13 protein-coding genes are annotated in these 20,245 nt (G+C 68.8%); 3 read left to right on the top strand and 10 right to left on the bottom strand.

The annotated features are described in order from the left end of the window. Nucleotides 1-34: 34 nt before the first annotated feature. The 3 genes from ACZ7LU_RS23450 to ACZ7LU_RS23440 form a co-directional block, all read right to left on the bottom strand. Nucleotides 35-1,747 carry a protein kinase family protein gene (locus tag ACZ7LU_RS23450; RefSeq protein ID WP_398301832.1) on the bottom strand — a complete coding sequence of 571 codons (1,713 nt, stop codon included), beginning with the start codon at nucleotides 1,745-1,747 and terminating at the stop codon, nucleotides 35-37. A 118-nt stretch (nucleotides 1,748-1,865) separates the two neighbouring features. Further along, on the bottom strand, nucleotides 1,866-4,304 hold the full coding sequence (gene murJ / locus ACZ7LU_RS23445) for a murein biosynthesis integral membrane protein MurJ (RefSeq protein ID WP_471917905.1): 2,439 nt from the start codon (nucleotides 4,302-4,304) through the stop codon (nucleotides 1,866-1,868). 46 nt (nucleotides 4,305-4,350) lie between these two features. Further along, a complete protein-coding gene (locus ACZ7LU_RS23440) occupies nucleotides 4,351-6,759 on the bottom strand; it encodes a DUF6049 family protein (RefSeq protein ID WP_468091706.1) in 2,409 nt (802 codons plus the stop codon). Nucleotides 6,760-6,999: 240 nt separating this feature from the next. Between ACZ7LU_RS23440 and ACZ7LU_RS23435 the strand changes: the two genes are divergently transcribed. Further along, on the top strand, nucleotides 7,000-8,466 hold the full coding sequence (locus ACZ7LU_RS23435) for a CCA tRNA nucleotidyltransferase (RefSeq protein ID WP_398301826.1): 1,467 nt from the start codon (nucleotides 7,000-7,002) through the stop codon (nucleotides 8,464-8,466). Between the two features lie 130 nt (nucleotides 8,467-8,596). Here ACZ7LU_RS23435 and ACZ7LU_RS23430 read toward each other — a convergent pair whose 3' ends face one another. The 4 genes from ACZ7LU_RS23430 to ACZ7LU_RS23415 form a co-directional block, all read right to left on the bottom strand. Next, on the bottom strand, nucleotides 8,597-9,094 hold the full coding sequence (locus ACZ7LU_RS23430) for an LppU/SCO3897 family protein (RefSeq protein WP_398301824.1): 498 nt from the start codon (nucleotides 9,092-9,094) through the stop codon (nucleotides 8,597-8,599). A gap of 115 nt (nucleotides 9,095-9,209) precedes the next feature. Further along, complete coding sequence (locus tag ACZ7LU_RS23425; RefSeq protein WP_471917904.1) at nucleotides 9,210-10,466, bottom strand: MFS transporter; 1,257 nt, start codon at nucleotides 10,464-10,466, stop codon at nucleotides 9,210-9,212. A gap of 79 nt (nucleotides 10,467-10,545) precedes the next feature. After that, nucleotides 10,546-11,628, bottom strand: coding sequence for an inositol-3-phosphate synthase (locus ACZ7LU_RS23420; RefSeq protein WP_398301820.1), 1,083 nt, complete (start codon nucleotides 11,626-11,628; stop codon nucleotides 10,546-10,548). A 59-nt stretch (nucleotides 11,629-11,687) separates the two neighbouring features. Beyond that, entirely contained in the window at nucleotides 11,688-12,374 is a 687-nt protein-coding gene (locus tag ACZ7LU_RS23415) for a PadR family transcriptional regulator (protein ID WP_471917903.1), read from the bottom strand. A gap of 373 nt (nucleotides 12,375-12,747) precedes the next feature. On the opposite strand from ACZ7LU_RS23415, the gene ACZ7LU_RS23410 reads away from it, so the two are divergent. Together ACZ7LU_RS23410 and ACZ7LU_RS23405 are read left to right on the top strand one after the other, a co-directional pair. Further along, on the top strand, nucleotides 12,748-15,534 hold the full coding sequence (locus tag ACZ7LU_RS23410) for a transglycosylase domain-containing protein (RefSeq protein ID WP_471917902.1): 2,787 nt from the start codon (nucleotides 12,748-12,750) through the stop codon (nucleotides 15,532-15,534). Between the two features lie 154 nt (nucleotides 15,535-15,688). Continuing rightward, nucleotides 15,689-17,212, top strand: a complete 1,524-nt coding sequence (locus ACZ7LU_RS23405) for a glycosyltransferase family 87 protein (protein ID WP_471917901.1) — start codon at nucleotides 15,689-15,691, stop codon at nucleotides 17,210-17,212. Nucleotides 17,213-17,374: 162 nt separating this feature from the next. On the opposite strand, the gene ACZ7LU_RS23400 is transcribed toward ACZ7LU_RS23405, so the two are convergent. The 3 genes from ACZ7LU_RS23400 to ACZ7LU_RS23390 all read right to left on the bottom strand — a co-directional run bounded on the left by ACZ7LU_RS23400 (nucleotide 17,375) and on the right by ACZ7LU_RS23390 (nucleotide 20,056). Further along, nucleotides 17,375-18,406 (bottom strand): alanine racemase, encoded by a 1,032-nt coding sequence (locus ACZ7LU_RS23400; protein ID WP_398301812.1) that lies wholly within the window; start codon nucleotides 18,404-18,406, stop codon nucleotides 17,375-17,377. A 66-nt stretch (nucleotides 18,407-18,472) separates the two neighbouring features. After that, a complete protein-coding gene (locus ACZ7LU_RS23395; RefSeq protein ID WP_362988283.1) occupies nucleotides 18,473-19,594 on the bottom strand; it encodes a lipid II:glycine glycyltransferase FemX in 1,122 nt (373 codons plus the stop codon). A gap of 147 nt (nucleotides 19,595-19,741) precedes the next feature. Further along, on the bottom strand, nucleotides 19,742-20,056 hold the full coding sequence (locus ACZ7LU_RS23390) for a hypothetical protein (RefSeq protein ID WP_471917900.1): 315 nt from the start codon (nucleotides 20,054-20,056) through the stop codon (nucleotides 19,742-19,744). Between the last annotated feature and the right edge of the window lie 189 nt (nucleotides 20,057-20,245).

Below are 20,245 nucleotides of genomic sequence, written 5' to 3'. Positions count from 1 at the left end.
CCCCTCCCCCAGTGAGCCGTGGCGGGCCGATCCCTCAGCCCTTGAGCTGCACGTCCTTGATGGCTTGCTTGTACCCCGCCCCGATGTACCCGTCGACGCCGGAGTTCGGGACCTCGGTCACCCAGAGGAGCACGTACTGCGACTTCACGGCCTTCTTGGCCTTGATCTTCGCGGTGGTGCTCGACGTGGTGGCGTTGCCGATCTTCTTCATGGACGCGATGTCCGTGGAGGGCGACAGCGAATCCGTGGCGTACAGCGAGACCGTGGTGCGGTCGCCGCCGTACAGGAGGGATACGGACGCCTCGGAGACCTCTTGCTCCGAGCCGAGGTCGTAGACGATACCGACACCTGGCTTGTACGGGGCGAGCGGCGGCCCCTCCTTGAAGGTCTTCGTGCGCCAGAGAGAGGCACGGTCCTTGTCGAAGGTGTGGGGGACGTTCTCCGGGTCTTGGGCATAGCCCTCAAGGACGAGCTCTTGGCCGTTCTTGATGGTGATCGGCTTCTTGGGCTTGGGCTGCCCCTTGTCGCCACCCGTCCTGGTGTTCGTCTTGCCCGGGTCACTGGCGTTCTCGCGTTCCACCAAGGCGTCCGCCAACTGCCAGCTGCCGAGGCCGAGCGCGGCGATGAGCAGCGCGGAGACGCCCCACTTGAGGACCCTGCCGGTACGGCTCTGCAACGGGGGCGGCGGGGTGGGCACGGGCTGAGTGACCCCGGGGTGGGCCGCGGGGCGGCCGTAGGTGCCCTGCTGATACGTGGTGCGCTGGTACTCGGGCGGCGCGGTGAACGCGGGCTCCGGCGGGCGGATGCGGGGCATCTCCCCGATGGCCTTCACCAGCTCCTCCGGCGTCGTGCACGGAGGGTCCTGGCGGGAAGCGGTGGCGCCGTCGTTGACGAGCGCCCGCATGGCGAGCTCCGACAGGCCCCGGTGGACGCCGGCGCGCACCTGGTCGGGTGCGATGAGCCCGACGCCCTTGGGCAGCCCGGAGAGGCCGTACGCGTCGTTCTCGTACGGCCAGCGCTGGGTCAGGGCGGCGTACAGGAGAGCGCCGATCGCCTCCGTGTCCGTGCGCTGCGGGGTCTCGGAGCTGATGCCGCGCAGCGCGGCGTTCACGGCGAGGCCGCGGATGCGGTACTGGCCCGTGGAGGTGCGCAGCACGGCGCTCGGGGTGAGCCGCAGGTGCGCGAGGCCCTCGCGGTGCGCGGCGGCCATGGCCTGGGAGACCTGGCTGACGAGCTGGTAGGCGTCGTGTGCCTCGAGCGGGCTCGCGGCGAGGACCGTGGTGAGCTCCGTGGCGTCCGGGAGCCACTCGTGGACGACGTAGACGAGTTCGTTCTCCTCGACGGCGTCCAGTACCTGTACGAAGCGCGGGTCGCCGAGCAGCGCCGACGAGCGGGCCGCCGCGAGGACCGAGCGGGCGCGCGGATGGTCGGCGGGCAGGAGGTGCACGCCGACGGCCCGGCGCAGCTTCTCGTCGACCGCACGCCAACTGCTGAAACCGTCCAGACGGGTGACGCACTCTTCGAGCCGATAGCGTCTGGCGAGCTTGTGGCCGCTGTGCAGTTCTGGGGGTGAGGACGCCCTGGGGCTCGTGGACCTGTCTGTCTTCGCCGCCTCTTCGTCTGCTGCCGTATCCCGCTCCCGGGTCTGGGCCTCCCCGTCGGCCGTGGGCTGCTCCGCCTTGGCGGTCAGCGGCTCGTCACCGCTGTTGTCTGCCACGTCGACGGCAGCCGTGCTCCGTTCTGCCACCGTCGTTCCTGCCTCCCCATCCATTGCGCTTCGTCAGACGCCAAAGCCAATTGTGCCCACAGTCCGGCGCTATGCACGACACACGGTGGCCGACGATGGTTGTGCGAGCCTGCTGATCTCACCGACCGAGACGGCCGCGGACCATGCCGACCATGGAGTTGAGCTCCTCGATACGCATGCGCTTCGCGGCGATGAAGTAGACACCGAGCAGTACGGCACCGCCCGCGATCAGAGCGGCCAGCGAACCGACCACGCCCTGTCCGAGCCCTTGCGTGACCGCGTACGCGGCGCCGCCGCCGAGAAGTGCCGCGGGCAGCGAGGCGATACCGAGCCTGGCGTACGTACGCAGGACGTGAGAGCCGTCCAGGTCGCCGCCGAGCCGCTTCCGCAGCCGCCGCCAGGCGACGCCCACGCCGATGGCGTACGCGAGGCCGTAGACGGCCGCCATGCCGGTGACGGCCCAGCGGGTCGGCAGAACGAAGTAGCAGGCCGCGGAGGCGGCGGCGTTCACGGCGGCGACGATGACCGTGTTGTAGAACGGCGTCCGCGTGTCCTCGTAGGCGTAGAAGGCACGGAGCACGACGTACTGCACGGAGTAGGGGATCAGGCCGAGGCCGAAGGCCATCAGCATGAAGCCCATGTTCGTGGCCTGCGGGCTGCCCGAGGAACCGAAGATCAGGGTGCACATCGGGACGCCGAGCGCGACGAAGCCGAAGGCGATCGGCACGATCGCGACGGCCGTCGTGCGCAGTCCCTGGGAGATGTCGTCACGGACGGAGCCGGTGTCGCCGTCGTTCGCGGAGCGGGACAGCCTCGGCAGCAGGGCTGCCATCAGGGAGACCGTGATGATGGCCTGGGGGAGCCCCCAGATGAGCTGGGCGTTGGCGTAGGCGGAGAAACCGATGCCGCTCGTCGAGGGCAGGTCGACCGTGGCGGCGGTGGCCAGCTGGGTGACGACGAGGGCGCCCGCCTGGTTCGCCAGCACGAACAGGATCGTCCACTTGGCGAGCTTGGCGGCCTTGCCCAGGCCGTGGCCCTTCCAGTCGAAGCGCGGACGCAGCTTGAAACCGGTCTCGCGCAGGTACGGGATCATCGCCAGGGCCTGCACGACGAGACCGAGCAGGACACCGACGCCGAGGAGGCGCTCCGCCTCCGGCGGGATGCTCTTCACGGTCATGCCGGACGTCTCCGCCGTCCCGTAGACCCAGATGAACATGCCGAGCGTGGCGATGATGACGATGTTGTTGAGGACCGGCGTCCACATCATCGCGCCGAATTTGCCGCGGACGTTGAGGATCTGGCCCATGACCACGTGGATGCCCATGAAGAAGATCGAGGGCAGGAAGTAACGCAGCAGGGTGGTGCCGACATCGGTCGCCGCCGCATCGTTGGCGACGGGCACCGACATCACCCGCACGAGTTGCGGGGCCAGCACGATGCCGAGGACGGTGAGCGCGGCGAGCGCCACCGTGACGAGGGTCAGCAGACGGTTGGCGTACGCCTCGCCGCCGTCCTCGTCCTCCTTCATGGAGCGCACCAGCTGCGGCACGAACACCGAGTTCAGACCGCCGCCCACGGTGAGGATGTAGATCATCGTGGGGATCTGGTAGACGACCTGGAACGTGTCGCCGAGCAGACCGACGCCGAGCGCCGAGACGATCAGGGCGGATCGGATGAAGCCGGTGAGCCGTGAGACCAGCGTGCCGGCCGCCATGACCGCGCTCGACTTCAGCAGGCTCGCCGCGCGGCCGCCGGACTTGGCGGCGGGTGCGGGCGCAGGTGCGGCCGCCTGGGCGGGCGAGGGGGCCGGGGCGGCCGCCGGGCCCGGTACGAGCGGCTGCTCGGCGGCGGGCGGGTAGCCGCCGTCGGCGGGCTGCTGGTAGCCGTTGCCCTGCTGGTAGTCGTCCCCCTGCTGATAGCCATGGCCCTGCTGGTAGGCGTTTCCCTGGGGGTAGCCGGTGCCCTGGGGGTAGCTGCCCTGCTGGTACTCGCCCTGCGGGTGCTGGCCCTGCGGGTACTGGCCTTGTTGGTAGCCGCCCTGCTGGTACTCGTCCTGCTGGTAGGCGCCCTGCTGGCCGTGGTAGCCACCGGCCTGCTGGTCGCGGAAGAGGTGAGCGAAGGCGTCCGGCTCGTGGTACTCCTCGCCGGCCTGGGTGACCAGGTCGTCGACGCCCACGAACTGCGTCGTGCGGGCATCGTCTCCGTAGGGGAGATGCCGGGTCGGACCCTCCGGCTCGGGGGCCGGGGGCTGGGCCCACACGCGCGGGTCGGGGGCGTGCTCCGGGGCGGGCGGCTGGGCGTAGAGAGGCTGCTGCTGATAGGTGCCGGGCGGTGGCGGGGGATGGGCCGCGCGGTCGTAGAGCGCCTCGGTCACCGGGTCCTGGGCCGAGAGGTCCTGCGCCCGGTAGGGGTCCTGGTCGTAGGCGTCCTGGAGATACACGTCCGGCGCCGGCTGCGGCGGCACCTGCCCGTGCTCGGGGGAGCCGGGCGGCGGGCCCCCGGGCGAGGCGGAGCCGCCCGCGCCCTGGCCACGGTCACCGTCGTACGGCGCGTTCATGGTTACCCCACCTCATCGTCCCCGGGCCCACCGGCCACGACATCGCTCAACGGTCCACTCTCTCACCCGTGTCCGACGGGTCGGTGCTTTCGGGAGCGGTGTCCGGTGTCGGGTCACTCGGCTGCTCGGGGTCGTCCGTCCCGGGCCCGCTGCCGGACTCGCCGTCGGGGCCCGCCGCCGGGCCCTCGTCCGAGTCCTGCCCGGGATCCTGGCCCGGGCCTTCCTGGGCCTGCTTGCGGGCCGCCCGCTTGCGCTGGGTGTACATCCGGAATCCGGCGAGCACGAGCAGCAGGAGGCCGCCCGCGATGACGAGCATCACGGTGAGGGTGACCTCGGTGACGTTGACGTCGAAGCGCACGACGTCTCCGTAGGGCTTGCCGTCCTCCGTGTAGAGCCGCGCGTACACCGGAACGGGGCCGTTGGCGTTGGCGGTGGTCGTGAACTTCACGGACTGGGAGTGGCCGCCCGCGATCTTGATCTGCTTCTCTTCGAACTGCCCGTCGCCGATCTTCAGACGCGTGGGGTTCTGCGAGTACAGCCGCAGGACGAGATGGTCGACGCCCTGCACGAGGTTGTTCTGCACCGACACGGGGATGGTGGCGCTGCGGCCGGACAGCTTCGCGTCGGACCTCTGGATCAGGGCCACCTGCTTGGTGAGATTCCGCAGGTAGTTCTTGACGCTGTCCTGGTAGGCCGTCGCCTCCGCCGCGCGACCGCGCCAGGACGTCGACATCCCCCGGTCTATGGCTCGCCCGAAGGGGGTGACCACGCGGTCCTTCTCGGTGAGGATCACCTGGAAGCTCTCGAGCTGGTCCTGGGTGGCCTGGATGGTCACGAAGGACTTCCGCGGCAGCTCCTGCTTGCGCAGCGAGGCGGGGTACGACCCGGCCGACGGCACCTGGGTGGTCGCCTGCGGGTCCGGCTTGGCCTTGGCGGCGGCGGTCAGGCTCTCGGGCTGCGACCACTTCCCGTCGGAGAGGGCGCTCAGTGCCTTCTCCATGGCCTGCGCCTGGCTGACGGAGGGCATGCGCTGCGGCGCGACGACGATGCTCCGCTGGTTGTCCGGGTCCTGCAGGTTGATCATGAGGCTCTGGGCGAGGAACTCCTGGACGGCGAGCGTGGAGTTCCCCGCCTCCGACATGTCGCCCTGGAAAGCCGTGGAGAGGCGGGAGTCGGCCACCACTGCGGTCGTACCGCCGCCGATGGGCCGGGCCGCGGTCGGCGAGTACGACAGGCCGCCGGTCTCACGGAGGCTGTCGCTGCGGGCGATCACCGTATGGGCGCCCGCGGAGGTGGCGACGTCGACGATCGACGGATCGACCGCCCCGTCGGCGGGCCACGCGAAGTCCGTGGTGGGCTTCACCTGAAGGATCGTCTTCACCGTGCTGGCGCCGACCTCGGTGGCTTCCTTGAGATGCCCGAGAGAGCCACCGACCGCCTTGCCGGTGTGGGCGAGGGACGCGAGGTCGGGGTCGGCGAAGGGCAGCGCGACGACCTTCTTGCCCTTGACGGCGGCCTGGAGGTCGTTGAGCCACTGATTGGCGACGGACTGGTGCTTGCCCGCCCTGCTCGTCTTTCCGTCGGGATTCTCGATCCGGTAGCTCTTCGTCATCGCCTCGACCGAGGCGAGCAGGTCCGGATCGATGACCCACGTGACGTCATGGCGGCTGCCGAGGGACAGGAGTTGCTCCAGGCGACCGCCCGGTGCGAGCTCGTCGGCCAGGTCGTCGTTCTTGAAGACGGGCGTCTGCTGGTCGTCGGACCCCGTCTTCGCCGTGAGGTGGGTGGAGGTGGTGAGCGGCCACAGATACGTGGTCTTCGTCTTCGTGCCGGCGGCGTCGGGCTGCCACGGCAGGAAAGTGCGCTCGATGCCGAGCACCTGGGGGTAGGGCTGGGCGGCGCTCTGCCCGGTGAGAGCGACACCCAGCTGGTAGACGCCGTGGGTGCCGAGGGACAGTGCCTTCACCGGTACGGAGATGCTGAAGTCCTGCCGCACTCCCGGTGCGAGCCTGGAGATCTTCTCGACGTACTTCCCGCCGATCTCCCGGCCCTCGGCCCCCGGCTGGAAGCCCGTGCGCTTCGCCGCGCTGTCGATGGCGCTGCGGCTGTTGAGAGGCGTGCCGACGCGCAGTCCGACCTGGGCCCCGGTCACCGTCTGCTTGCCGTTGTTGGTGACCGTGCCCGAAACGGTGAGGGTGTCACCCTCGCCGGGAGCGGTGGGGGTGAGCGAGTCCAGGGACACGTCGACGGTGCGAGAGCCGGTGGCGTCGGCCTTCGCGCTCGCCACGGCCGTGCCGGCCTGAGTGCTCGGCGCAGCGGCCTGCGCCACGGGCCCTGCCGGGGCCTGCAGGAGGCCGGCCAGCAAGGGGGTACCCACCAGCAGTGCTGCGGTGCGCCGCAGCCACCGGCGGGCAGGTGAGGGGCTCGTCCCCGGGAAGTCTGCCGCCTCGGCCACGCGTTCGCCCGTCCCTCGTCGTCAGTGGTCGTCGGTTGTGCGTCCACGCATGGTAACGATGCGCGCTGTGGCGAAGTGCCGCGGACTGCTCCACGTGATCACAAGCGGCTCGCTCCACGGGATCGGAAGCGGATCGCTCCACGTGATCAGAAGGCGGGCGGAAGCGGCGGCGCGAGCCCCGCGGGGCCGGGCGGTAATCGGGTCGGCCACGGGCGCCCGGGGCACGTACCCTTTTCTGTTGTGCCGAACGCCAATGAAGACAACCCCAGCGCCCTGAGCCAGGTGCAGCGCCGCGCGGTCAGTGAACTGCTCCGTGTGTCCCCTGTCGCGGATGACCTCGCCCGCCGTTTCCAGGAGGCCGGGTTCTCCCTCGCCCTGGTCGGCGGCTCGGTCAGGGACGCCCTTCTGGGCCGGCTCGGCAACGACCTGGACTTCACGACCGACGCCCGCCCCGAGGACGTACTGAAGATCGTCCGGCCGTGGGCCGACGCGGTGTGGGAGGTCGGGATCGCCTTCGGCACGGTCGGCAGCCAGAAGGACGCCCGCGTCGGAGACGCCGACCTGAGCTTCCAGGTCGAGGTCACGACGTACCGCTCGGAGGCGTACGACAGGACCTCGCGCAAGCCCGAGGTGTCCTACGGCGACTCCATCGAGGAAGACCTCGTGCGCCGTGACTTCACGGTGAACGCGATGGCCGTGGCGCTCCCCGAGAAGGAGTTCGTCGACCCGCACGGTGGTCTCGAGGACCTGGCGGAGCGTGTCCTGCGCACCCCCGGCACCCCCGAGGAGTCCTTCTCCGACGACCCGCTGCGCATGCTGCGGGCCGCGCGCTTCGCCGCTCAGCTGGACTTCGAGGTGGCCCCGGACGTGGTCGCCGCGATGAAGGCGATGGCCGAGCGCATCGACATCGTCTCGGCGGAGCGGGTCCGGGACGAATTGAACAAACTGCTCCTCTCCGCACACCCGCGCAAGGGTCTCGCCCTCCTCGTGGAGACGGGCCTTGCCGAGCGGATCCTGCCCGAGCTGCCGGCCCTGCGCCTGGAGCGGGACGAGCACCACCGCCACAAGGACGTGTACGACCACTCGCTGATCGTCCTGGAGCAGGCGATGGCCCTGGAGACGGACGGTCCCGACCTGACGCTGCGGCTCGCGGCGCTGCTGCACGACATCGGCAAGCCGCGGACACGGCGCTTCGAGAGCGACGGCCGCGTCTCCTTCCACCACCACGAGGTGGTCGGCGCCAAGATGGTCAAGAAGCGGATGACGGCGCTCAAGTACTCCAACGAGCTCGTGAAGGACGTCTCGCGCCTGGTCGAGCTCCACCTGCGCTTCCACGGCTACGGCACAGGAGAGTGGACGGATTCGGCCGTACGCCGCTACGTACGCGACGCGGGGCCGCTCCTGGACCGCCTGCACAAGCTGACCCGCTCGGACTGCACGACACGTAACAAGCGCAAGGCGAACGCCCTGTCGCGCGCGTACGACGGCCTGGAGGAGCGCATCGCCCGCCTCCAGGAGCAGGAGGAGCTGGACTCGATCCGCCCCGACCTCGACGGCAACGCCATCATGGAGATCTTGGACGTGGGCCCGGGCCCGGTGATCGGCAAGGCCTACAAGTTCCTGCTGGAGCTGCGCCTGGAGAACGGGCCGATGGAGCGGGAAGCAGCGGCTGCGGCGCTCAAGGAGTGGTGGGCCGCGCAGGACTGAGACGGGGTGGCGGGTGCCTCACGCGGGTGCCTCACGGTTTCACGTGAAACATCCGCGCCCCCACGTCCCCGCATACGCCGAGGGGCGTTGTTTCACGTGAAACCGTGAAACAACGCCCCTCGGCGTTCTCCTACTTGGTCTCCTTCAGGCAGAGCACGACGTTGTGCCCCTTGCCCTGCTGGTAGTAGGCGATCTCGGAGGTCTTGACGGCCTTGCACTTGTTGCTGTCGCTCGTGCCGTCGAACTTCTCGACGACCTCGAACTCGGCGTCGCTCGAAGAGCAGTCGACTTCCTTGAGGTCCGGCGAGATCTGCGTGCCCTCGTTGTGCATGCAGCTGCCGACCGAGGTGGACTCGGCGTCACTCTTGCCGAGGTACCACTTGCCGACGGCTATGAGGATCGCGACCAGGATGAAGCCACCGATGCGCAGGAGCAGCTTCTTGCCGCGACCCCGGGGAGCAGCCGGCGCCGGGGGGACGGGCCCACCCTGGTTGTACGGCGGGTACGGCTGCGTCGCGCCGGGCTGACCCTGCTGCGGCGGGTAGGGCGCCGCCGGGGCCTGCTGGCCATAGGGGTTCTGGCCCTGCGGCGGGTACGGAATCTGGCCCTGGGGCGGCGGAGTGGTCACTTTTGGGGGTCCCCCTCGAACGAGAGCGCGATGGCGCGAATACGACGCCCGTAAGTTATCCGGGTGAGGTGGCAACTCTGAAGCCCAGAGGGACTCTGTGGCATTGATGTGACACTTATTGCGCGCCAAAACGGGCCATAGCCCCAGCAATTGCTGCGTAGAGCAGGGCCACACCGATGACCAGTGGGACCGACCGTCCGTCAGGCGGCAGCACCAGCGCGGCCACTCCCGCCGCGCCGACAAAGGCGACGTTGAAGAGGACGTCGTAGAGGGAGAAGATTCGGCCTCGGAAGCCGTCGGCCACCGCGGACTGCACCACCGTGTCCGTGGCGATCTTCGCACCCTGGGTCGTCAGGCCGAGGACGAAGGCGGCGACGAGGAGCGGGACGGGCGCGAAGGAGAGGCCGAGCGCCGGTTCGAGCACCGCCGCCGCTCCCGCACAGGCCACGATCCAGCCGCCCGCCCCCAGCCGCCCCACCGCCGCGGGCGTCACCAGGGCCGCCACGAAGAACCCCGCGCCGGAGAACCCCACGGCCAGGCCGAGCAGCGCCAGCCCGTCGGACTCCGTCGACGACCAGGCGTACCGGCAGAGCATCAGGACCATGACCGTCAGCGCGCCGTAGCAGAACCGCATCACCGTCATCGCGGCCAGCGCGCGGGCGGCCGCGGGACGCTGCAGCAAGTGCCGTACTCCTGCCTGCAACCCGCGCGCCGTGCCCGCGAGAGCCGCCGCGAGCCGGGGCTGCACCAGGTCGGGGTCCGGGCCGAGCAGCGCACGGGCCATGCGCAGCGAGGCGAGGGCCGCGCAGAGGTACAGGACGGCTCCGAGGAGCACCACCGCCGCGTCCGAGTCCGGCCCCACCAGGCGTACGACGAAGGCGAGCCCGCCGCCCAGGGTCGCGGCGAGCGTCCCCGCGGTCGGGGAGAGGGAGTTCGCGATGACCAGGCGGTCGGCGTCGACCACCCGGGGCAGCGCGGCCGAGAGCCCGGCCAGGACGAAGCGGTTGACGGCGGTGACGCAGAGGGCGGAGACGTAGAAGAGCCAGTCGGCGACGTCGCTCAGCATCAGCACGGCGGTCACGGACGCCAGGGCGGCCCGCAGGAGATTGCCGTACAGGAAGACCTGGCGGCGCTGCCAGCGGTCGAGGAGGACGCCTGCGAACGGGCCGATCAGCGAGTACGGAAGGAGCAGCACCGCCATGGCGGAGGCGATCGCTCCGGGCGAGGCCTGCTTCTCCGGGGAGAAGACGACGTAGGTGGCGAGCGCGACCTGATAGACGCCGTCCGCCCCCTGGGAGATCAGCCGTACGGCGAGGAGCCGTCGGAAGTCCCGCAGCCGCAGCAGTATCCGCAGGTCACCGACGACAGCCATGGGGCCAAGCCTCACATACGAGGAGGGTCCCCGGGCGGAATGCCCGGGGACCCTCGACGAGCGACAAGGAGAGAGCTGTTTAGCGCTCGACCTCGCCCTTGATGAACTTCTCGACGTTGTCGTAGGCCTCGTCGTCGAAGTACTGGACCGGCGGGGACTTCATGAAGTACGACGACGCGGAGAGAATCGGGCCGCCGACACCGCGGTCCTTGGCGATCTTCGCGGCGCGGAGAGCGTCGATGATGACACCCGCGGAGTTCGGGGAGTCCCAGACCTCGAGCTTGTACTCCAGGTTCAGCGGGACGTCACCGAAGGCGCGGCCCTCGAGGCGGACGTACGCCCACTTGCGGTCGTCGAGCCACGCGACGTAGTCCGACGGGCCGATGTGGACGTTCTTCTCGCCCATCTCGCGGTCGGGGATCTGCGAGGTGACGGCCTGCGTCTTCGAGATCTTCTTCGACTCGAGGCGGTCGCGCTCCAACATGTTCTTGAAGTCCATGTTGCCGCCGACGTTCAGCTGCATGGTGCGCTCGAGACGGACACCGCGGTCCTCGAACAGCTTCGCCATCACACGGTGCGTGATGGTGGCGCCGACCTGGGACTTGATGTCGTCGCCGACGATCGGGACACCGGCCTCGGTGAACTTGTCCGCCCACTCCTTGGTGCCGGCGATGAAGACCGGCAGCGCGTTGACGAACGCGACCTTGGCGTCGATGGCGCACTGCGCGTAGAACTTCGCGGCGTCCTCGGAACCGACGGGCAGGTAGCAGACGAGGACGTCGACCTTGCGGTCCTTGAGGATCTGGACGACGTCGACCGGGGCCTCGTCGGACTCCTCGATGGTCTGGCGGTAGTACTTGCCCAGGCCGTCGAGGGTGTGGCCGCGCTGAACCGTGACGCCCTTGTTCGGCACGTCGCAGATCTTGATGGTGTTGTTCTCGCTGGCACCGATGGCGTCCGAGAGGTCGAGGCCGACCTTCTTCGCGTCGACGTCGAAGGCGGCGACGAACTCGACGTCACCGACGTGATACTCGCCGAACTGGACGTGCATCAGGCCCGGGACCTTCGTGTCCGGGTCGGCGTCCTTGTAGTACTCGACGCCCTGGACCAGCGAGGCGGCGCAGTTGCCCACGCCGACGATGGCTACGCGAACCGAACCCATTCCGGTTGCTCCCTGTGTGATCTCGGTATTCGGGATGAAACCCCGCGGAACGCTGGGTCTCACTTATTGGGGTCATCGGACGGATCCGGCGGCGGGTTGGTCTCCCGCCGCCGGGGCAGGCCCGTCGACTCCCCAGATGTGCTGTTCTGCTGAGCGGAGCTTCCGGGGGCGGACCGTTGCTGGTCCCGCCCCGCCCGCTCGCTCTCGATGAGCTCGTTCAGCCAGCGCACTTCGCGCTCCACGGACTCCATGCCGTGCCGCTGAAGTTCGAGCGTGTAGTCGTCCAGGCGCTCCCGGGTACGGGCCAGGGAGGCGCGCATCTTCTCCAAGCGCTCTTCGAGGCGGCTGCGGCGGCCCTCGAGCACCCGCATCCGCACATCTCGCGAGGTCTGCCCGAAGAAGGCGAAGCGGGCGGCGAAGTGCTCGTCCTCGTACGCGTCGGGGCCGGTCTGCGAGAGCAGGTCCTCGAAGTGCTCCTTACCTTCCGCCGTCAACCGATAGACGATCTTGGCGCGACGCCCCGCGAGCGGAGCCGCCAGGGTGTCTTCGGAGCTGCCACCCGACTCCTCGATCAACCAGCCGTTGGCGACCAGCGTCTTGAGGCAGGGGTAGAGCGTCCCGTAGCTGAAGGCGCGGAACACTCCCAGCGATGTATTGAGGCGTTTACGCAGCTCATAGCCGTGCATCGGGGACTCTCTGAGCAGCCCGAGCACGGCGAATTCCAGGATGCCGGAGCGCCTGCTCATCGTCGCCTCCCGTCTGCCACGGTCCCTCAGTACGGCCTTTATGCCGAGCTGATGTATCGACTCGATACATCGAGACGATAGAACGGCGATCCGGTTGAGACAAGAGGGGGCACGGTGAACGGCGTCACATCACCGATTCGTAGGAAGTAACTTGCCTGTTTTGGGGTGAACTTCGGCTCTACGAGGGTTTTGACGGTGCGTAGTCTGTGCGCCATGCATGCCGCCGGGAACCAAGTGACGCATGAGAGCGTCGTCGTCCCCGGTGTAGTGCGGGTGGGTTCCGGAACGGACGCATCCGCATTTCGGGGGGACCGGAAACCAGCCGCCGTTTCCAGGCGTGGACAGCTGCGCCTGCCCGAGGAGTAATCGTTCGATGAGCGAGCACCGTCGCAAACCGCCGCAGCCGCAGGGCGGCGGACGCGCCGCGGCCAGGCGAGGCGCCCCAGGAGCGCCGTCGGGCCGCCGCGCGGCCCCGCGGGGCGATACAGGATCGCCCTCTTCTTCTTATGGGGCGTCCGGTCCTTCTTATGGGGCGTCCGGTCCCGGGGCTCCTGACGAGGGGGGCCGACCGTACGGCGGCCGTGCCGAGGCCCGGCGCGCCGCGCAGCGCAGCGGATCTGTCGGTACGGGCGGCAGCCGTCGCAGGGCGCCCGACGGGGGTGGGCGCGGTGCCGGTGGTGGCCGTCGTGGCGGTGGCGGGGCCGGTGGCCCGGGCGGGGCAGGCCGCGGCAGGGGCCGTGGCGCCGAGCCTCCGCGCAAGAAGCGGTTCATCGACTATCCGCGCGCAGGCAAGAGCGGTGCCCGCCGCTGGGTCCCGTCGTGGCGCCTGGTCACCGGCATGTTCATCGGCTTCCTCGGCAGCTTGATGGCCGTCGCAGGCATCGCGTACGCCCTGGTGGAGGTGCCGGAGGTCGACAAGGCGGCCAAGGCCCAGAACAACGTCTACTACTGGGCCGACGGCAAGCAGATGGTCGCGACCGGTGGTGAGCGCAACCGCCAGATCATCGACTACGACGACATCCCGGCAGAGATGCGCTTCGCCGTCATGTCGGCGGAGAACAAGACGTTCGAGAAGGACAAGGGCGTCGACCCGATGGGCATCGCGCGTGCCCTGGTCAACATGGCCAAGGGCGGGCAGACCCAGGGTGGCTCGACCATCACCCAGCAGTACGTGAAGAACGCGCGCCTCGGTGATCAGTCGCAGACGTTCTCCAGGAAGTTCAAAGAGCTCTTCATCTCCATAAAGGTCGGCCGCCAGGTCTCCAAGGAAGACATCATGGCGGGGTACCTCAACACCGCCTATTACGGGCGTGGGGCCTATGGCATCCAGGCCGCCGCGCGGGCGTACTTCGGCAAGGAAGCCAGCGAGCTGGATCCCAGCCAGTGCGCTCTCCTCGCGACGGTGCTCAAGGGCGCCACGTACTACGACCCCGCCGGCTATCCCGAGATCGACCCCGCCGCCAACAAGGAGGACAACACCACTCGCGCCAAGAAGCGCTGGAAGTGGATCCTCGACGAGGAGGTCAAGGACGGCCACCTGACCGAGGAGCGGCGGGCCAAGTACACCGACTTCCCCAAGCTGCAGAACCCGCGCTCGAACGTGGACCTGGCGGGCCAGACCGGTTACCTCGTGGACCTGGCCAAGGCGTACGTCATCAGGAACACCAACATCACCGCCGAGCAGCTCCAGCAGGGTGGCTACGAGATCCACACGACCTTCGACAGGAAGAAGGTCAAGGAGCTCGAGAAGGCGGTGAACAAGGTCCGCAAGGAGAAGATCAAGCCGAAGCTGCGTCCGGAGAAGGACACGCACGTCCAGTTCGGCGGCGCCTCCGTGGACCCGAAGGACGGCGCGATCAAGGCCATCTACGGCGGTGAGGACGCGACCAAGCACTTCACCAACAACGCGGACCAGACCGGTGCCCAGGTCGGTTCGACGTACAAGCCCTTCGTGCTGGCCGCCGCGTTCAAGTACGGCGTGCGTGACCCGGACGGCCCGGAACAGCAGACCGCGGTCGAGCGCACCATCGTCAACCCGAAGAGCCTGTACAGCGGCAAGAACGAGCTCAAGATCCAGAAGTACAACGGGCAGGTCTGGACGGACCGCGACGGCAAGCAGTGGAACCAGAAGAACGACGGAAACCAGTCGTACAACCCGCCCAGCTACCAGATCGATCTCCGTGAGGCGATGAGGGAGTCGGTCAACTCGGCGTATGTGCAGCTCGGCATGGACGTCGGCCTGGAGAAGGTCAAGGAGGCGGCCATGGATGCCGGCCTCAAGGACGACAGCTCCATGGCCGGTGCCACCTACCCGTCCTTCTCGCTCGGCACCTCGTCGCCGAGCGCCATCCGGATGGCCGGGGCGTACTCCACCTTCGCGGCGAGCGGCAAGCAGAACGAGCCCTACTCGGTCACGGAGGTCGAGCACGAGGGCGACACGGTCTACCGGCACGAGAAGGAGACCAAGCAGGCCTTCGACGCGGAGGTCGCCGACAACGTCACCGACGTGCTGCGCACCGTCGTGGACAAGGGCACGGGTACCTCGGCCCAGCTCTCCGGCCGTCAGGTCGCCGGCAAGACCGGTACGACCGACGGCAACAAGTCGGCCTGGTTCGTCGGCTACACCCCGCAGCTGTCGACGGCGGTGAGCATGTACCGGCTCGACGACGACGAGACCAACAAGAAGCGCAAGTTCCTGGAGATGTTCGGCACGGGAGGCGAGAAGAAGATCCACGGAGCCTCGTTCCCCGCGCAGATCTGGCAGGACTACATGGAGCAGGCGCTCAAGGGCCAGCCCGTGAAGAACTTCCCGGTGCCCGGGCCGATCGGCAAGGTGGTCGGCGAGACTCCGCCCCCGCCGCCGTCCCCGACGGAGACCGAGGAGGAGCCGGAGAAGACCACGTCACCGACGCCCACGGAGACCGAGTCCTCGAAGCCTCCGACGAAGTCGCCGGACCCCGAGGAGTCCTGTGATCCGCTGGACTGGGACTGCAACGACGACGGCGGTCAGGAGAACGGTGGTGGTGCCGCCGACGGCGGCGTCGGCGGCGGTCCCGGCGGCGAGTCGCCACCGCCGACGGATGACCCAGCCGGTGGCGGAGCAAACCACGGCAACGAGAACGGGGGCGGTGGCGGCTTCATCGCCGGCCCGAGGGGCTGAGCCGGTCCCGCCGGGGTGATCCGGCGGGCCGCTGAGGTCTCCCCCGCGTCCCCCCACGTCCGCCGCGGATGTTTCACGTGAAACGAGGGCCGTCGCACCGATGGGTGCGGCGGCCCTCTCCGTGTTCTCAGGCGCGTACGGCAGGATGGCGGGCATGCCCAGTGCAGATCCCAGCGCAGAGACGCCGCGCACGAGCACGTACGAGCCCGTGAGCCAGGAGCCGGAGCCGGTACGGCCCACCAAGGAGGACGAGGTCGCCCGGGCCGGCAGCGAGCTGATCGGAGGCCCGGTCGGCCGGAGAGTGCTGTTCGCGGCGACGTGGTGGACTCCCGTGCGCGTCATCACGCTCGTTGCGCTCGGGATGTTCGCACTCGGAATGATCCAGAAAATGCCGTGCTACAACGGCGCCTGGTTCTTCGGAGCGAGCTCGCAGTACACGCACGCGTGTTACTCCGACATCCCGCACCTCTACCAGGGACGTGGCTTCGCCGACGGTCTCGTGCCGTACTTCGACAAGCTCCCCGGCGACATGGAGTACCTCGAGTATCCGGTCCTCACCGGGGTGTTCATGGAAGTGGCCTCCTGGGTCACTCCTGGCAGCGGCTCCATCCAGCACCAGGAAAAGATCTACTGGATGGTCAACGCCGGGATACTGATGGCCTGCACCGCGGTCATCGCCGTGTGCGTCGCGCGCACCCACCGGCGCCGCCCCTGGGACGCGCTGCTCGTCGCTCTCGCCCCGGCCTTCGCGCTGACGGCCACCATCAACTGGGACCTCCTCGCGGTGGCTCTCACGGCCGCCGCGATGCTGATGTGGGCACGCGCGCGTGCGCTGGCTTTCGGTGTGCTCCTCGGGCTCGCGACGGCCGCCAAGCTCTATCCCGTGCTCATCCTCGGACCGCTGCTGATCCTGTGCTGGCGCGCGGGCAGATGGCGGCAGTTCGGGACCGCGCTGCTCGGCACGGCGGGCGCCTGGCTGCTCGTCAACCTGCCGGTGATGCTGCTCGCGAGCGACGGCTGGTCGAAGTTCTACACGTTCAGCCAGGAGCGTGGCGTCGACTTCGGGTCCTTCTGGCTGATCCTCTCCCAGCGCATGGACTCTCCGCTGACCACCGACACGGTGAACACCCTGGCGGCGGTGATGATGCTCCTCGCCTGCCTGGGCATCGGCGCGCTCGGCCTCATGGCACCGCGGCGCCCGCGCTTCGCGCAGCTCGCCTTCCTGGTGGTCGCGGCCTTCATCCTCACCAACAAGGTCTACTCACCGCAGTACGTCCTGTGGCTGATCCCCCTCGCCGCGCTCGCCCGGCCGCGCTGGCGCGACTTCCTGGTCTGGCAGGCGTGCGAGGTCGCGTACTTCCTCGGGATCTGGATGTACTTGGCGTACACGACGAGCGGAGACGCCCACAAGGGCCTGCCGACCGAGGGCTACCAACTGGCCATCGGCATCCACTTGTTGGGGACGCTGTACCTGTGTGCCGTGGTCGTACGCGACATCCTGTTGCCGGAGCGGGACGTGGTGCGGCGGGCCGGTGACGACGACCCCTCGGGGGGTGCTCTGGACGGGGCTCGGGACGTCTTCGTCCTGGGGATCGAGGGCCGTGCGGCGCGGACCGAGATGCGCTCCGCCGAGGCTCCCGCCGTGCGGTGGGGTTCCTCGGCCGATCTCTCACGCTGAGGCTCTGAAAGGGCACTCTGCCCGCGCGTTCGCCCTGAGCGAACACGTGCGGGCTCGGCATGCGGAAGGGCCGGTACGACTCGTCGTCGTGCCGGCCCTTCCGCGTGCTGGAGCGGTTTGTCTCAGCCGCCCACAGTCCGTCTCAGCGGCCTACGTTCCGTCTCAGCGGTCGACCATCCGGTCGAACTGCGTGGTGGTGTGCCGCAGGTGGGCCACCAGTTCCTCGCCGACCTTCGGCTCCGGGGCGTCGGAGGGAACGAAGAGGATCGAGACCTGCATGTGCGGCGGCTCCGCGAACCAGCGCTGCTTGCCCGCCCAGACGAACGGCGACAGGTTGCGGTTGACCGTCGCGAGACCCGCGCGGGCCACACCCTTGGCGCGCGGCATCATGCCGTGCAGCGCCTTCGGGGCCTCCAGGCCGACACCGTGCGAGGTGCCGCCGGCGACCACGACCAGCCAGCCGTCGGACGCGGCCTTCTGCTGGCGGTATCCGAAGCGGTCGCCCTTCGCGACGGCGGTGACGTCGAGGACGGCACCGCGGTACTCGGTGGCCTCGTGGTCGCCCAGCCAGAGGTTCGTGCCGATGCGGGCACGGAAGCGGGTCTGCGGGAACTGCTGCTGCAAACGGGCGAGTTCATGAGCCTTGAGGTGGCTGACGAACATCGTGTGCAGCGGCAGCCGGGCCGCACGCAGGCGGTCCATCCAGCCGATGACCTCCTCGACGGCGTCCGAGCCGTCGGTGCGGTCCAGCGGCAGGTGGATCGCGAAACCCTCGAGGCGTACGTCCTCGATGGCGGCGTGCAGCTGTGGGAGCTCCTGCTCGCTCACGCCATGGCGCTTCATCGAGGACATGACCTCGATGACGACGCGGGCGCCCACGAGGCCGTGTACGCCGTCGAGGGACGACACCGACCGGATGACGCGGTCGGGCAGCGGCACCGGCTCCTCGCCCCGCCGGAACGGCGTCAGGACCAGCAGGTCACCGCTGAACCAGTCCTTGATCCGGGCGGCCTCGTAGGTGGTGCCCACGGCGAGGATGTCGGAGCCGAAACGCGTTGCTTCCTCGGCGAGGCGCTCGTGACCGAAGCCGTAGCCGTTGCCCTTGCAGACCGGGACGATGCCCGGGAACTGCTCCAGCAGGTGCTTCTGGTGTGCCCGCCAGCGCGCGGTGTCGACATAGAGCGTGAGCGCCATGGCTGGATCCCGGAACCTTTCTCGTATCTGCGGTGTATCAGAGTTATGGAAGGAAATTGTGCGGGATCAGCGGCGCGACATGTAGATGTCGAGCGCCTTGTGTAGCAGCTTGTTGAGCGGGAAGTCCCACTCGCCGATGTACTCGGCGGCCTCACCGCCGGTGCCGACCTTGAACTGGATCAGACCGAAGAGGTGGTCGGTCTCGTCCAGCGAGTCGGAGATGCCGCGCAGGTCATAGACGGTGGCACCCATGGCGTACGCATCGCGGAGCATCCGCCACTGCATCGCGTTCGAGGGCCTGACCTCACGCCCGATGTTGTCCGACGCGCCGTAGGAGTACCAGACGTGCCCGCCGACGACCAGCATCGTCGCGGCCGACAGGTTCACGCCGTTGTGCCGCGCGAAATACAGCCGCATGCGGTTGGGGTCCTCGGAGTTGAGGGCCTGCCACATCTGCTGGAAGTAGCCGAGCGGCCGCGGGCGGAACTTGTCGCGCACCGCGGTGATCTCATAGAGCCGCTGCCACTCGGGAAGGTCGTAGTAACCGCCCTGGACGACCTCGACACCGGCCTTCTCGGCCTTCTTGATGTTGCGCCGCCACAGCTGGTTGAAGCCCTTCTGGACCTCGTCCAGGGAGCGGTTGGCCAGCGGCACCTGGAAGACGAAGCGGGGCTGCACGTCACCGAAGCCGGCGCCGCCGTCCTCACCCTGCTGCCACCCCATCCGGCGCAGCCGGTCGGAGACCTCGAAGGCCCGCGGCTCGATGTACGTCGCCTCGACGTCCCGCAGCCGCTTCACGTCCGGGTTCTGGATTCCGGCCTTGATCGCCGGAGCGTCCCAGCGGCGGATCACGACCGGCGGACCCATCTTCACGGAGAAGGCGCCCTGCTGCTTCAGATGCGCCAGCATCGGCTGCAGCCACTCGTCGAGGTTCGGGGCGTACCAGTTGATCACCGGCCCCTCGGGCAGGTACGCGAGATAGCGCTTCAGCTTGGGCAACTGCCGGTAGAGCACCAGGCCGGCACCGACCAGCTGGCCGGTCCTGTCGTCGAACCAGCCCAGGTTCTCCGAGCGCCATTCGCTCTTCACGTCAGCCCATGCGGGGACCTGGCAATGACTCGCCGACGGCAGTGTCTGGATATACGCCAGATGCTGCTCGCGACTGATGGTCCTCAGGGTCAGACTCATTCGGGGCGCTCCTCGGGCTGGTGTGTCCCCATGGGTACAGGGGCTCCGGCTCTCGCGCCGAAGCCTACTGCGCCCCGCGAGCGCCCCGTCTGGGCGTACGGAACTCGGGCCCCCGGCCGCGCGTGCGGCCGGGGTGCCGCGAGGCCGTCAGCCGATGATTCCGCCGAAGAGTCCGCCGTGTGCCATGCCCAGGAAGAAGCCGATCGCCGAAGCGCCGAGGCCCAGGATCAGACCGAAGCGTTCGCGGGTCGTCGCCGAGATGAGCTGGCCGTACGCACCCGTGGTGATCCCGATCAGGCCGGCCCACGAGCTGATCAGATGGAGGTTGTGGAACATCGCCGTCACGAAGGCGATCGCCCCGAGCACCAGGGTCACGCCGAGCAGCGCGTCCTGGAGCGGATGGGACTTGCCGTCCGTGGCGAAGAGGGAAGTGGCGGTGTTCGGTCGCATTACTTGTGCCATGTGAGGCACCTCCTGCGGAAGCGGCGCATCGTAGCGCCATACACACCCGATGTGTACAGATTCTGCCCGTCCCCCGCCGGATTTCAACCGGAAGCCTCGGTGCGGGTACTCTGTACCGTCTGCACCGGTGTCTGCCCTGGCCACAGCAAGAGCCCCCGCTCGCGGGAGCCGATTGTCAGTGGCGGCCGA

The sequence above is a fragment of the Streptomyces sp. NPDC039462 genome (assembly GCF_055639375.1).
The sequence above is the reverse complement of the archived record's forward strand: the minus strand, read 5'-3'. Positions and strand labels throughout refer to the sequence as shown.

Excerpts from the sequence above, each read along its gene's own strand:
- ACZ7LU_RS23420 (WP_398301820.1), bottom strand. The coding sequence starts at position 11,628 with ATGGGTTCGGTTCGCGTAGCCATCGTCGGCGTGGGCAACTGCGCCGCC.
- ACZ7LU_RS23405 (WP_471917901.1), top strand. The coding sequence starts at position 15,689 with ATGCCCAGTGCAGATCCCAGCGCAGAGACGCCGCGCACGAGCACGTAC.
- ACZ7LU_RS23400 (WP_398301812.1), bottom strand. The coding sequence starts at position 18,406 with ATGGCGCTCACGCTCTATGTCGACACCGCGCGCTGGCGGGCACACCAG.
- ACZ7LU_RS23415 (WP_471917903.1), bottom strand. The coding sequence starts at position 12,374 with ATGAGCAGGCGCTCCGGCATCCTGGAATTCGCCGTGCTCGGGCTGCTC.
- ACZ7LU_RS23410 (WP_471917902.1), top strand. The coding sequence starts at position 12,748 with ATGAGCGAGCACCGTCGCAAACCGCCGCAGCCGCAGGGCGGCGGACGC.
- ACZ7LU_RS23390 (WP_471917900.1), bottom strand. The coding sequence starts at position 20,056 with ATGGCACAAGTAATGCGACCGAACACCGCCACTTCCCTCTTCGCCACG.
- ACZ7LU_RS23395 (WP_362988283.1), bottom strand. The coding sequence starts at position 19,594 with ATGAGTCTGACCCTGAGGACCATCAGTCGCGAGCAGCATCTGGCGTAT.
- ACZ7LU_RS23425 (WP_471917904.1), bottom strand. The coding sequence starts at position 10,466 with ATGGCTGTCGTCGGTGACCTGCGGATACTGCTGCGGCTGCGGGACTTC.
- murJ (WP_471917905.1), bottom strand. The coding sequence starts at position 4,304 with ATGAACGCGCCGTACGACGGTGACCGTGGCCAGGGCGCGGGCGGCTCC.